We start from the raw sequence: 12,426 nt of genomic DNA, 5'->3' as shown, positions 1-12,426 counted from the left end.
AAATAGCGCTCATTGAGCGCTATTTTTTGAGACAGATAAATTCATTTAGACCCCTACATATTAGCTCTGACACTGCAGAACCTATGAATCAGATAATGCGAACCCCGAACACTCTTGAGGTTCGTCACAACCATAACCTCTAACAAAGCGAACAATCATTACAAAAAGCCAAACGAGTGATAACATAATTTCTTGTGAATAAATACATCAATATAGCTTTATGAAATCATACTGTATTACCTTAAAAGCAAACCATTGTAGGCAAAAATCAACAGCTAACGCCCTTAAGGATGCTCAGGTTGATTTTGAGTTTTTTATCGGAGTGGATGCACGAACCGATGAACATCCTCTACTAACAAGAATTCACGATAGAGCTTTTTTACACAATATGGGTAGACCGCATGCAATTGGGGAAGTGGGGTGTTATGCAAGCCATTATCTTATTTGGCAAAAATGCATAGAGTTAAATGAACCCATTTTAGTCTTCGAAGATCATGCCGATATTGATATCGATATATTTCGCAATACTTTGACTATCGCCGAGCAGCATATTGAGCAGTGTGGTTTTATTCGCTTACAAGACAGTAAGAATAGACTACATTATTCAGTTGATAAGTACGATACACAGCATCTTGTAAAGTATTTGAAAGTTCCTCAAGGAACCGCCTGCTATGCTATATCTCCCAAAGCGGCACAAGCTTTCATCGAACAAAGTTCAACTTTTAATTATCCAGTTGATGTATTCTTAAGGAATACTTGGATTCATAAGCACCCCATGTTTGGTGTTTCTTCTGCTGGATTACAGCGTAGTAAACGGCCGTCAATTATCGGTAGTCGTAAACATAAAGGTAGAAAAGACTATTCTGTCGCCTTTATGAAGATTGTGAACAAAATAAAGAGTATGGCACTTAATCTATCAACAAACCTTTATCACCTTGCAGTACTAGATAAAGAGTTCAGACCAAAATTCTAGGTCTAGGAAAAGTACACTCACATTAAATTGCCCCCTCTCTTTATGCTTATACTTATACCTAAAAAGCAATCATGCGATTACCTATAAAAATAGCGCTCATTGAGCGCTATTTTTATAAGAGAAACTAACTCTTATAGTGAGTAGTAAGCTTTATACCAATCCGCAAAAGCTTTCGCGCCTTCTTGGATCTTCACTTGAGGTTTATAGCCAACCGCTTCAAACAAATCTTCCGTATCAGCGTAAGTCGCGTACACATCACCAGGCTGCATTGGCATGAAGTTCTTTTTCGCTTCAACACCTAGAGCACCTTCTAATGCTTCGATGTAGTCCATTAATTTAACCGGGCTGCCATGACCGATGTTAAACACGCGATACGGAGCAGAACTGGTTGCTGGTGACCCTTGCTCAACGGTCCAATCTGGTTGCTTAGCTGGAATACGGTCTTGAACACGAATAATACCTTCAACGATATCATCGATGTAAGTGAAGTCGCGCATCATGTCGCCATTGTTGTAAATGTCGATCTCTTTACCCGCCACGATTAAGTTCGCAAACTTGAACATCGCCATATCAGGGCGGCTCCAAGGGCCGTAAACCGTAAAGAAGCGAAGACCTGTCGTTGGTACGTCGTATAAATGAGAATAGGTATGCGCCATCAACTCATTCGACTTCTTAGTCGCGGCGTACAGTGAAATCGGGTGATCAACACTGTCTGCTGTATGGAATGGCATTTTTTGATTCAAGCCATAAACGGAACTCGATGAAGCATAAACGAGGTGTTCAACCTTATTATGGCGACAACCTTCAAGAATAGCTAAGTGACCGACAAGGTTGCTATCGGCATACGCCATTGGGTTATCAATTGAGTAACGAACGCCAGCTTGCGCTGCTAAATGAATCACACGGTCAAACTTTTGCTGTGCGAAAAGCTCAGCGATACCTTCTCTATCAGCGAGATCCAGCTCGATAAAGGTAAGCTTTTCATGCTCGATACGCTTAAGGCGATCATGTTTCAGAGAGACTTCGTAGTAGTCATTTAGGTTATCGATACCAACAACCTCATGCCCTGCCGCACATAGTCGCTCTGACACTGTAGAGCCAATAAAACCAGCAACGCCAGTTACTAAATATTTCATTCTACTATTCTCAATTCATATAATTAGTACAATTGTAGCCACTCGCTAGCCTATCGACTAGCAATAAAAAGTGAACACGAGTTCAGATTTTCTATACTTGGCACTCTTCGCAATAAAACGTATTGCGCTGTCCGATTTTTAGCTCTTGAATCAATGCTTCACAGCTTGGGCACTTTTCACCCGCTTTCCCATACACTTGCAGCTCTTGGGCAAAGTACCCGGGCTTGCCATCTGCTTGTGCGAAATCTTTTAAGGTAGTACCGCCTTGTTTAATGGCGGTGGCGAGCACTTGTTTGATCTCTTTGGTCAACAAGGCCCACTCTGCTTTTGTCACTTTGCTTGCCGGGCGCAAAGGGCTAATACGTGAAGCAAATAGCGCTTCGTTGGCGTAGATATTTCCGACACCAACCACCACTTTGTTGTCCATAATGAACTGTTTAACAGCGACTTTACGTTTTTCTGCCTTCTCAGCGATGTAGTCGGCGTTGAAGTCGTCAGTGAGCGGCTCAGGGCCAGATCCCAGTAGCACAGGATGCGTTTCGTCAGGAGCAGACCATAACCACGCACCAAAGCGGCGAGGGTCGTTATAGCGCAGTACTTTGCCGTTGGTGAGCTTAAGATCCACGTGATCGTGCTTGGCTGCTGGAAAGTCAGCGTCTAATACGCGTAGTGAGCCAGACATACCAAGGTGAACAATGGCAGTGCCAGTATCCGTTTCAATCAATAGGTACTTTGCACGGCGCGAGATGGAGCGAATCATCTGCCCTTCTAATGCTTTTAACTCTTGTGGGATATCCCAACGCAGCTTGGGCGTGCGAAAAGTAAGAGTTTTAATGGTCTCACCGACTAAATGAGGCGAGATCCCCATTCTGCTTACTTCGACTTCGGGTAATTCAGGCATAGTTAGTCGTCCGATTTAGAGGAGTGGTTAGCGTTAAAGCTTGGAAACAGGTAGCTCTCTTCAATAGACACCGCCAACCACTGATCATTCCAGTTTTTTAACAACCAGAACTCAGGCAATTGATAATAGGTAATACGCTGGGGCTCTTCTTGGTCTTGATACCATACTTCGATGGTGTGTGGTGTATTTAACCGAGGCGTAAGGTCTGTGTAGGTCTGTGAGTCGACTTCCGTGCCCACAAGCTCTTTCCAACGTTGTGACAGCTCTTGTGCATTGGTGGCTTGAGGAAAGTCAGTATCTTCGAACTGGTAAACCCATTGATTATCTTGTTGAATGACAGACCACTTAGCAAAGTGTAACGCTTGAAGCTTTGCTGTTGGGTTCAGGAGATAAGGATAAGGGCTATCAACCTGCGGTTCAGGCTCGATAAGGTACGCTTTGATCAATGTTGGAAGGTTTAACACGCCAATAAAAGCGATCACACTGAACATGAGTATGTTGTTCCACCGGCGTCCACGATATCTCATCTGATTCTGCTCATCTAACCTATTGAACATTCAGTATATCGTGAAAGTGGCAATACTTTCTATGTTGTGCAGTTTTCTATCGATCAGACGCTATATCAAGCAAGAACAATTGAGTTACTCAAATTTTAGATATAAAAAAACCCAGCGATTAAACTGGGTTTTTCAATTCTTTCTTCTACTGAAGAAGAGCAAAAAAAGCATCAATTACTTGATTTTAGCTTCTTTGTACATAACGTGTTGGCGAACTACTGGATCAAACTTTTTGATCTCAAATTTGCCTGGCATGTTACGCTTGTTCTTATCAGTTGTGTAGAAGTGACCAGTACCTGCAGAAGATACTAGACGAATTTTCTCACGAATGCCTTTAGCCATTGCTTAATTCCTCTTAAACGTTTTCGCCACGTGCACGGATATCAACAAGAACAGCATCGATGCCTTTCTTATCAATGATACGCATGCCTTTAGCAGTTAGACGTAGTTTAACAAAACGTTTTTCGCTCTCTACCCAGAAACGATGAGTTTGTAGGTTCGGCAGAAAACGGCGCTTAGTAGCATTGCGTGCGTGTGAACGGTTGTTACCCGTTACTGGACGCTTACCAGTTACTTGGCATACTCGGGACATGAATGTCTTCTCCAATCGTTTCAGCTCGATATCAACCTTGGTGGCCGAACCTCTCTATCAATTAAAATAGAAGGTAAAAACCGTTATGGAAAATCCATACAAGGCTATCAAAGGTCGCGCATTATACTAACTTGACACGCATTGCTCAAGACCCGAACAGATCCTTTTTACGGATTTCGTGATCTTTTTTTGTGCAGCGCAGCTTGCTTGAGTAATCAGAGCTGATTTTAGGTCTAAAAATGTGGGCGGAATAATAGCAGATTTAACGCAACTAACAACCTAAAATGTGATTCAAATCCATCCACGCTCTGCAAAAGAGACAACTTCGCCATCTCCAACGACAAAATGGTCGAGAACTCGGATGTCCACCAGCGCTAATGCGTCGGTTAATCGGCGTGTAATCCGCCTATCCGCTTGGCTGGGCTCAGCAACACCTGAAGGATGGTTATGAGCTAAGATTAATGCCGCCGCATTATGATGAAGTGCCCGTTTAACCACTTCCCGCGGGTAAACCGATGCGGCATCGATGGTTCCTTCAAACATCACCTCGTCCTTTATTACCCTATTTTGGTTATCGAGGAACAATATATAGAAGGCTTCTCGCTGGCGATCACGCAACATGCTCGAAAGATAAAGCTTAGTATGGCTAGGGCTCGTAAGCGCATCTCCACGAGATAAAGTCTCTGCTAGATAACGCTGCGTCATCTCTAATACAGCCTGTAATTGAACATACTTGGCCTGCCCCATCCCTTTATGGGCACAAAACTCAGTCTCGGTTGCAGAAAAAAGTTGGCGCAACGAACCAAAATCTTTGATCAACTTGTCAGAAAGCTCTAAAACATTCATTCCTTGTGTGCCCGTTCGAAGAAATATCGCTAACAACTCCGCATCACTTAGAGAATCTGGCCCTCGACTCAATAACTTTTCTCTCGGCATCGATTCGGCAGGTATTTTATCTATTGGCATATAAAGACAATCATTGGTCATGAACACAACCCATCACCTTAATGAGATCGTAATCAGAGATCCTTCGATAGAGATCAAAGGAAACGAGACACTAACAAAATCGTGTAATTGATAAGTTTGATAACACCAACTTGATGAGCGTCAACTCTGTTCGAGTTCTGCTTCTAGGCACTTATCCTTTGTTCTGATATCGTAAGTCGCAGAGAAATTAAGGAACAGAATCATGCAAACATTGGTTAATCAACTGGATAACGCTGACCTACAAGGCCTGGCTGGGAAAAAAATCCTAATTGGCATTAGTGGTGGTATCGCTGCGTATAAATGTGCCGAACTGACTCGACGCTTAATTGAACGTGGAGCACAAGTACAAGTCGTGATGACGAATGCAGCCAAGGAGTTCATTACTCCTCTCACCATGCAAGCCGTCTCTGGAAGGCCAGTGTCTGATAGTTTGCTTGATCCTGCTGCTGAGGCTTCCATGGGGCACATTGAGCTCGCAAAATGGGCTGATTTGGTATTACTAGCGCCAGCAACCGCTGATCTGATTGCTCGTATGACAGCGGGCATGGGTAACGACCTACTGACCACTTTGGTTTTAGCAACCGATGCGCCAGTTGCGGTATCTCCGGCAATGAACCAACAAATGTACAGCCACCCTGCGACTCAAGAGAACATTGCGACACTAAAACGTCGTGGTTGTGAAGTTTGGGGGCCAGCGGCTGGCGAGCAAGCGTGTGGTGATGTCGGTATGGGTCGTATGTTAGAGCCAATGCAGCTCGTGCATCGCTGTGAAGACTTCTTCCAACCTAAGCCACTTGCTGGCCGTTCTGTGCTTATTACTGCAGGCCCGACTCGTGAAGCGATTGACCCGGTGCGTTACATTACCAACCACAGCTCGGGCAAGATGGGCTATGCACTGGCTGAAGCAGCCGCGAAACAAGGCGCAACAGTGACTCTAATCAGCGGCCCTGTTTCATTAGCAACGCCAAATAAAGTTAATCGTATTGATGTCGACAGCGCACAACAGATGTTTGATGCCGTTACTGCTAACGCTTCTCAACACGATATTTTCATCAGCTGCGCCGCAGTTGCCGATTACCGCCCTGAGACCATTGCAGACCAAAAGCTTAAAAAGGTCGACGGTAAAGACGACATGACCATTCAAATGGTTAAGAACCCAGACATCGTCGCTTCTGTCGCTTCGATGACGGAAGGACGCCCATTTACTGTCGGCTTTGCAGCAGAAACTCAAGATGTTGAGAAGTACGCACGCGGTAAACTGGAAAGAAAAAACCTCGATATGATCTGCGCCAACGACGTCTCTGTCGAAGGTCAAGGCTTCAATAGCAGTAGCAATGAACTACACCTTTATTGGAAAGGCGGCGATAAATCTCTGCCACTGGAAAGCAAAGACACACTTGGTTTCCAGATCCTCGATCAGATCCAACAGCTTATTGATGCATAAACGCACAAATTTGCTCTGACAATCTGCTGACACCTCTCGATTCTGTTGACCTAGGGCTCACAAAACTAGGAAACAGAATTGAATGGTGTTTATAATCCTTCTTCACTCAATCCTCATCTTTAGGAAAGGAAGTAAATAGATGGCTGGTACTCGAAAATCAAACCGTCGTGAAGAAATCCTACAAGCTCTCGCACAAATGTTGGAATCGACCGAAGGTGCTTCTCGTATCACAACGGTAAAGTTGGCCAAGCAAGTGGGTGTTTCTGAGGCTGCGTTATACCGCCACTTCCCTAGCAAAGCTCGTATGTTTGAAGGCCTAATCGAGTTCATTGAAGAAGCGTTGATGTCTCGAATCAACCGTATTCTGGATGAAGAGAAAGACACGCTAGAGCGCATACGCCTAGTGCTACAACTTATCTTAGTTTTCTCAGAACGTAACCCTGGCCTGACTCGAATTTTGTCTGGTCATGCTCTAATGTTTGAAAATGAACGACTGCGTGATCGCATCAACCAACTTTTCGAACGCATTGAGACGCAACTTCGCCAGATCTTGCGTGAAAGGAAGCTTCGTGAAGGAAAATCGTTCCCTGTTGATGAGAAGATCTTAGCGGCTCAACTGCTCGGTCAGGTTGAAGGCAGCTTGAATCGATTTGTTCGCTCAGACTTCAAATATCAACCGACAGAAAACTTTGATGCTTATTGGGCTCTGCTAAGCGCTCAGATTAAGTAGCAATCAAATTAAGTAGCAATCAAATCTTAAGTGATGGTTATGACGACGAAAACTTCTCCGACAAACAGTACGGCACAACACGTTATTACTAAGCCACCTTTTACTCTGGCATTACTCCACCCTAAATATTGGGGAGTATGGTTCGGTTTTGGGTTATTGGCGCTTATTGTTAACGTTCTTCCTTACCGTCTCTTACTGCTTTTAGGCCGTTCGTTAGGCTCTTTAGGCGCTCGCTATGGTAAAAAGCGCGTCGCGGTAGCAACACGTAACTTGGAGCTCGCCTTCCCAGACAAGCCAGCAGATGAAGTCGCGGCAATGGTCAGTGAGAACTTTAAGAACACCGGTATGGCACTGATCGAAACCGGTATTACCTGGTTTTGGCCGACGTGGCGTTTCAAGCGAATCCTAGTAGATAAAGACACTCAAATGCTGCGTACACATAAAGCCAACGGCAAAGGTGTTCTGCTGTGTTGTGTGCATGCCTTGAACCTAGAGATCACTGCGCGAGCAATGGCTGTTCTCGGTATTTCAGGTTTAGGTGTTTATCGCCCGCACAACAATCCGGCTTATGAATTCATTCAATACCGTGGTCGTACTCAAAACGGCAACCGCCTGATTCACCGTAAAGACGTGAAGCGTATGATTCGAATCCTGCGTCAAGGTGAGATCCTTTTCTACCTACCGGATCATGATTACGGCCGTAACAAATCTGTGTTTGTGCCTTTCTTCGCAGTAGAAGATGCGTGTACCACAACAGGCACCAGTATTCTGGCTTACACCAGCCGATGTGCACTTGTTCCGGGGTCTGGTTTTAGAAATGCCAACGGCAAATATGAAATCATGGCTGATGAGTCAATCGAAGAAAACTACCCGCAGAAAGATGAGAAAGCGGCTGCCGCCTACATGAACCGCTACCTTGAGAAGATTATCTTAAGAGCACCAGAACAGTGGATGTGGCTGCACAAGCGCTTTAAGACTATGGAAGACCCAGAAGCTGAACGCGGCATTCGTTACAAATAGAGCACCTATCTTCAGATAAGAAAGCAGCTCACCTCAATAGAAAAGTAAAAGGCCCGAAAGATATTTATCTCTCGGGCCTTTCTCGTTTTGAAATTCTAAACCTAGGGATCTAAACCATCAGGTTCAAAACTTCAGGCATTAGATACCATATTGAGCGCGGTACGCTTTTACTGACTCTAGATGCGCTGCGTCGGTGCCTTTCTCTTCAAGGAAAGTCACCAAGTCAGTCAGGCTAACGATTGAGATAATCGCACAACCGAAGTCACGCTCAACTTCTTGAATCGCAGACAGTTCGCCTTTGCCCTTCTCTTGACGGTCGATAGCAACAAGCACGCCCGCTAAATCAGCGCCATTTGCTTGGATGATTTCCATCGACTCACGAATCGCAGTACCTGCAGTGATCACGTCGTCCACTAACATGATGCGACCTTCAAGCGCGCTACCGACAAGGTTGCCACCTTCACCGTGGTTTTTCGCTTCTTTGCGGTTGAAGCAGTAGGGCGTGTCTACATCGTGGTGATCCGCTAGTGCAACCGCTGTCGTCGTTGCAATTGGGATACCTTTGTATGCAGGACCAAATAGTACATCAAACTCAATGCCAGAATCAGCCAATGCTGCTGCGTAGAAGCGACCTAAGCGCGCTAGGTCACGACCTGTATTAAACAATCCAGCATTGAAGAAGTAAGGGCTCTTGCGGCCAGACTTTAAAGTAAACTCACCAAACTTAAGTACTTCTTTCTCTAGTGCAAATTCAATAAATTCACGTTGATATGCTTTCATGCTCATCCTCTATGTTTACTCAATAAAACTTAACTTACGCCCTGTACCACCCTTTCAGGTTTTACAGACAAAAAAATAGCCCCCAAATTGGGAGCTATTAAAAATGACTAGTCGGCCAACGCAGCTTTCTGCGCTTCGACGATATCGGCAATGCCCTTATTAGCCAGGGCTAAAAGCTGCATCAGCTCTTCGTGGCTGAACGGTTCGCCTTCTGCTGTGCCTTGAATCTCAATCATTTTACCGTCTTCCGTCATTACAACGTTCATGTCGGTATCGGCTGCTGAGTCTTCAACGTACTCAAGGTCACACAGTGCTTGTGCACCAACGATGCCCACTGAAACTGCCGCTACGTGGCCTTTCATTGGGTTCTTTTTCAGTTTGCCGCTTGCTAGTAGGCTGTTGATAGCATCAGCCATTGCAACGCTTGCACCTGAGATAGAAGCAGTACGAGTACCGCCGTCTGCTTGGATAACATCACAATCGACAGTGATCATAATTTCACCCATTACTTTCAGGTCAACAACAGCACGTAGGCTACGAGCGATCAGACGTTGGATTTCCATCGTACGACCACCTTGCTTGCCGCTCGCCGCTTCACGACGGTTACGAGTGTGCGTTGCACGTGGCAGCATGCCGTATTCAGCCGTTACCCAACCCTTTCCTTGGCCTTTTAACCAACGCGGTACGTTTTCTTCTACCGTCGCATTACATAGAACTTTAGTGTTGCCGAACTCAACTAATACAGAACCTTCAGCATAAGCTGTGTAGTTACGAGTAATTTTAATTGGACGAATTTGATCTACAGCGCGGTCATTTGGACGCATTGGTATCTACCTTATTAACAGTCTGAAGTGATTTACTATCGAAAGAGTGCATCACCTAAGAAAGGGGTGAGACAGTTTTGATTGGGGCAAGATTATATAGCAGTTTATCGTGCAAATCTATTTACCGTTCAAAGCTATTTATCACGAAAGGCTATTTACAGTGAAAAGCGACAGGCTTCGAGAGCACACCATATCGTGATACTATGCGTGCGCGTTATTTTCAGAATGATAAAAGACAGGAAAATTCGATGATTTATAGTATGACCGCGTACGCACGCAAAGAAGTAAAAGGCGATTGGGGCAGCGCAGTATGGGAAATCCGTAGTGTAAACCAACGCTACCTAGAAACTTACTTCCGTATGCCTGAACAGTTCCGTGGTTTAGAGCCAATCTTGCGTGAGCGTTTCCGTAAGCGTCTAGCGCGCGGTAAGGTTGAATGTAACCTACGCTTTGAAGCAAACCCTGCTGCAAAGGGCGAACTAAGCATTAACGAAGGTTTGGCTCAGCAAGTAATCAATGCGGCGAACCAAGTAATGACGATGACTGGCGAAGAGAGCCGTTTGAACCCATTCCAAGTCATGAACTGGCCTGGTGTGATGGAAACGCCAGAGCAAGACATGGATGCCATCAACAAAGACCTACTTGAAGCATTCAACGATGCTATCGCAGAGTTCATTGATGCTCGTGCTCGTGAAGGTGAGAACATGAAGGCGCTAATCGTACAGCGCTTAGATGCAATCACTGAAGAAGTAGTGAAAGTTCGTGCACGCATGCCTGAGATCCTAGAGTGGCAACGTGAGCGTCTTCTTACCAAATTTGAAGATGCGAAAATCGAACTTGAAGGTTCTCGTGTTGAGCAAGAGCTTATCCTACTTGCGCAGAAGTCAGACGTAGCAGAAGAGCTAGACCGTCTAGATTCTCACGTGAAAGAAGCAAATGCAGTACTGAAGAAAGGTGGCGCTTGTGGCCGTAAGCTAGACTTCATGATGCAAGAGTTCAACCGTGAGTCAAACACGCTAGCGTCTAAGTCTATCAGCACAGACATCACAGCATCGGGCGTAGAGCTTAAGGTTCTTATCGAACAGATGCGTGAGCAAATTCAGAATATTGAATAACAGTTTGTCAGTAACACGCTGAATAGCCATTAACTGAATCAGTGTTGATTAACTAACAGTGTTGATTAGATCAAGATAAGCTCCTAGTTTTAGGGGCTTTTTTTGTGGATACAATAATGCCAATCACCGTAAGTAAATGAGCAAAAATCGGAGATCAGAGAGTTGAACCGGAAAAGTAACTTAGAACGAAGTATAGATTGTGGATTGCGATAAGGGGGTAACGAAGTAGTGGGTATAACGAAATAATGGGATAACGAGAGTAAAAAGGTATTAAGGGTATTTCAGAGGGAAATAAAAATTTCTAAACAGGAGATAAGAAGTTAAAGCAGAAGAGGTATAGAAAGTGAAGATTAAGCTGGGAAAGTGACGCAAGTTGCTGTTGCAACCTGCGCCGACTTAAAATCTTATAGAGCTACAACGTTTGCAGCTTGAAGACCTTTTTGGCCTTGCTCTACTTCGAAAGACACTTGTTGGCCTTCTTTAAGAGTCTTGAAACCTTCAGAAGCGATTGCACGGAAGTGTACGAATACGTCAGCGCCGCCGTTGTCTTGAGTTAGGAAACCGAAGCCTTTCTCTTCGTTAAACCATTTTACTACGCCGTTTACTTTGTTAGACATGATGTGTCCCTTATATAAAAATAAAAAATTAATCGCCAAAAGTGCGATGCGCTGAAAGCTTGAATTATTTAATGTATCTATGAAGCTAAGGGAAACACTGAGAATAACAATGAAGCAATACTAAGGGTTCTACTTTACAACTGGATGTTTCATTTAATAACCCTGAGAACAGAGCGACGCCATTCTTGGTGATCTGAGCCTGCTTGTAAAGCGTTATTTGGACAATTTGATGTTTTTTTGTTCGGTTGGCTTGAATTCAAGCCCAGCTAGGTCGCCGGGCTTGATTTGTAAGACTTTGATCTCAAAAAATTTACTCGTCCGGCTGCTTAGTTCTGAGATCGACATATGGCCAGTAATGGTGACCGACTCGAATCAACAGAGTTGCTGCTGCTAAGATAAATGCCGCTAAAGATAACCAAACGATCAATACCGCATCGAGTTCTTTCATGCCCAAAGTGATGTAACGAGCAATCGCCATCATCGCGATATAGATTGGGTATCGCACTGGGATCTTACCGTTCATCACAAACTGCTGAACCATCGCCAACACTTCTAAATAGATAAACATCAGCAGAATGTCGGTCAATTGCACTCGGCGTTCAGCGAAGACATGCATGAACTCTTCGACCATCGCAAACAAGGTCGCGAGCGTGATCGCCACCAGCAATACCGCTTCCATAATGTGGAATACTTTTAAAAACGGCTTACTAAAAGATTTAGGTAAGTGAGAAGGCATAGTCACTCTTCAAA

15 protein-coding genes are annotated in these 12,426 nt (G+C 44.6%); 5 read left to right on the top strand and 10 right to left on the bottom strand.

Annotation, left to right across the window (positions count from 1 at the left end):
* The first annotated feature begins 220 nt into the window (after positions 1 to 220).
* The gene (locus AB4507_RS17955) at positions 221 to 973 is read left to right on the top strand and encodes a glycosyltransferase family 25 protein (protein WP_016792613.1); all 753 of its coding nucleotides are present in this window, start codon (positions 221 to 223) and stop codon (positions 971 to 973) included.
* A 131-nt stretch (positions 974 to 1,104) separates the two neighbouring features.
* Here AB4507_RS17955 and AB4507_RS17950 read toward each other — a convergent pair whose 3' ends face one another.
* The 6 genes from AB4507_RS17950 to radC all read right to left on the bottom strand — a co-directional run bounded on the left by AB4507_RS17950 (position 1,105) and on the right by radC (position 5,125).
* A complete protein-coding gene (locus AB4507_RS17950) occupies positions 1,105 to 2,109 on the bottom strand; it encodes an NAD-dependent epimerase (protein WP_372183041.1) in 1,005 nt (334 codons plus the stop codon).
* Between the two features lie 91 nt (positions 2,110 to 2,200).
* Entirely contained in the window at positions 2,201 to 3,010 is an 810-nt protein-coding gene (gene mutM, locus AB4507_RS17945; protein WP_372183040.1) for a bifunctional DNA-formamidopyrimidine glycosylase/DNA-(apurinic or apyrimidinic site) lyase, read from the bottom strand.
* Between the two features lie 2 nt (positions 3,011 to 3,012).
* Positions 3,013 to 3,537: a hypothetical protein gene (locus AB4507_RS17940; RefSeq protein ID WP_032546317.1), complete on the bottom strand. Its 525-nt coding sequence runs from the start codon at positions 3,535 to 3,537 to the stop codon at positions 3,013 to 3,015.
* Positions 3,538 to 3,741: 204 nt separating this feature from the next.
* Positions 3,742 to 3,909 (bottom strand): 50S ribosomal protein L33, encoded by a 168-nt coding sequence (gene rpmG / locus AB4507_RS17935; protein ID WP_002535344.1) that lies wholly within the window; start codon positions 3,907 to 3,909, stop codon positions 3,742 to 3,744.
* A 13-nt stretch (positions 3,910 to 3,922) separates the two neighbouring features.
* Complete coding sequence (gene rpmB / locus AB4507_RS17930; protein WP_004728407.1) at positions 3,923 to 4,159, bottom strand: 50S ribosomal protein L28; 237 nt, start codon at positions 4,157 to 4,159, stop codon at positions 3,923 to 3,925.
* A gap of 291 nt (positions 4,160 to 4,450) precedes the next feature.
* A complete protein-coding gene (radC, locus tag AB4507_RS17925; RefSeq protein WP_372183051.1) occupies positions 4,451 to 5,125 on the bottom strand; it encodes a DNA repair protein RadC in 675 nt (224 codons plus the stop codon).
* 223 nt (positions 5,126 to 5,348) lie between these two features.
* Here radC and coaBC point away from each other — a divergent pair, with 223 nt between their 5' ends.
* The 3 genes from coaBC to lpxL all read left to right on the top strand — a co-directional run bounded on the left by coaBC (position 5,349) and on the right by lpxL (position 8,340).
* Positions 5,349 to 6,590, top strand: coding sequence for a bifunctional phosphopantothenoylcysteine decarboxylase/phosphopantothenate--cysteine ligase CoaBC (gene coaBC / locus AB4507_RS17920; RefSeq protein ID WP_372183039.1), 1,242 nt, complete (start codon positions 5,349 to 5,351; stop codon positions 6,588 to 6,590).
* Positions 6,591 to 6,729: 139 nt separating this feature from the next.
* Positions 6,730 to 7,320 (top strand): nucleoid occlusion factor SlmA, encoded by a 591-nt coding sequence (slmA, locus tag AB4507_RS17915; protein ID WP_004741428.1) that lies wholly within the window; start codon positions 6,730 to 6,732, stop codon positions 7,318 to 7,320.
* Between the two features lie 39 nt (positions 7,321 to 7,359).
* Positions 7,360 to 8,340 (top strand): LpxL/LpxP family Kdo(2)-lipid IV(A) lauroyl/palmitoleoyl acyltransferase, encoded by a 981-nt coding sequence (lpxL, locus tag AB4507_RS17910; RefSeq protein WP_372183038.1) that lies wholly within the window; start codon positions 7,360 to 7,362, stop codon positions 8,338 to 8,340.
* A 138-nt stretch (positions 8,341 to 8,478) separates the two neighbouring features.
* Here lpxL and pyrE read toward each other — a convergent pair whose 3' ends face one another.
* Complete coding sequence (gene pyrE, locus AB4507_RS17905; RefSeq protein ID WP_017059267.1) at positions 8,479 to 9,120, bottom strand: orotate phosphoribosyltransferase; 642 nt, start codon at positions 9,118 to 9,120, stop codon at positions 8,479 to 8,481.
* A gap of 107 nt (positions 9,121 to 9,227) precedes the next feature.
* Complete coding sequence (gene rph, locus AB4507_RS17900) at positions 9,228 to 9,944, bottom strand: ribonuclease PH (protein ID WP_009847983.1); 717 nt, start codon at positions 9,942 to 9,944, stop codon at positions 9,228 to 9,230.
* A gap of 248 nt (positions 9,945 to 10,192) precedes the next feature.
* Between rph and AB4507_RS17895 the strand changes: the two genes are divergently transcribed.
* Positions 10,193 to 11,059 carry a YicC/YloC family endoribonuclease gene (locus AB4507_RS17895; protein ID WP_017063084.1) on the top strand — a complete coding sequence of 289 codons (867 nt, stop codon included), beginning with the start codon at positions 10,193 to 10,195 and terminating at the stop codon, positions 11,057 to 11,059.
* Positions 11,060 to 11,463: 404 nt separating this feature from the next.
* Here the strand turns inward: AB4507_RS17895 and AB4507_RS17890 are convergent, their stop codons facing one another.
* Together AB4507_RS17890 and AB4507_RS17885 are read right to left on the bottom strand one after the other, a co-directional pair.
* Positions 11,464 to 11,676 (bottom strand): cold-shock protein, encoded by a 213-nt coding sequence (locus AB4507_RS17890; RefSeq protein WP_017071067.1) that lies wholly within the window; start codon positions 11,674 to 11,676, stop codon positions 11,464 to 11,466.
* Between the two features lie 310 nt (positions 11,677 to 11,986).
* Complete coding sequence (locus AB4507_RS17885; RefSeq protein WP_017062464.1) at positions 11,987 to 12,412, bottom strand: phosphate-starvation-inducible protein PsiE; 426 nt, start codon at positions 12,410 to 12,412, stop codon at positions 11,987 to 11,989.
* Between the last annotated feature and the right edge of the window lie 14 nt (positions 12,413 to 12,426).

Source organism: Vibrio sp. 10N.222.54.A3, assembly GCF_041474095.1.
GTDB lineage: Bacteria > Pseudomonadota > Gammaproteobacteria > Enterobacterales > Vibrionaceae > Vibrio > Vibrio crassostreae_C.
Note: the sequence above shows the minus strand (reverse complement) of the source record. Positions and strands in the feature narration are given on the sequence as shown.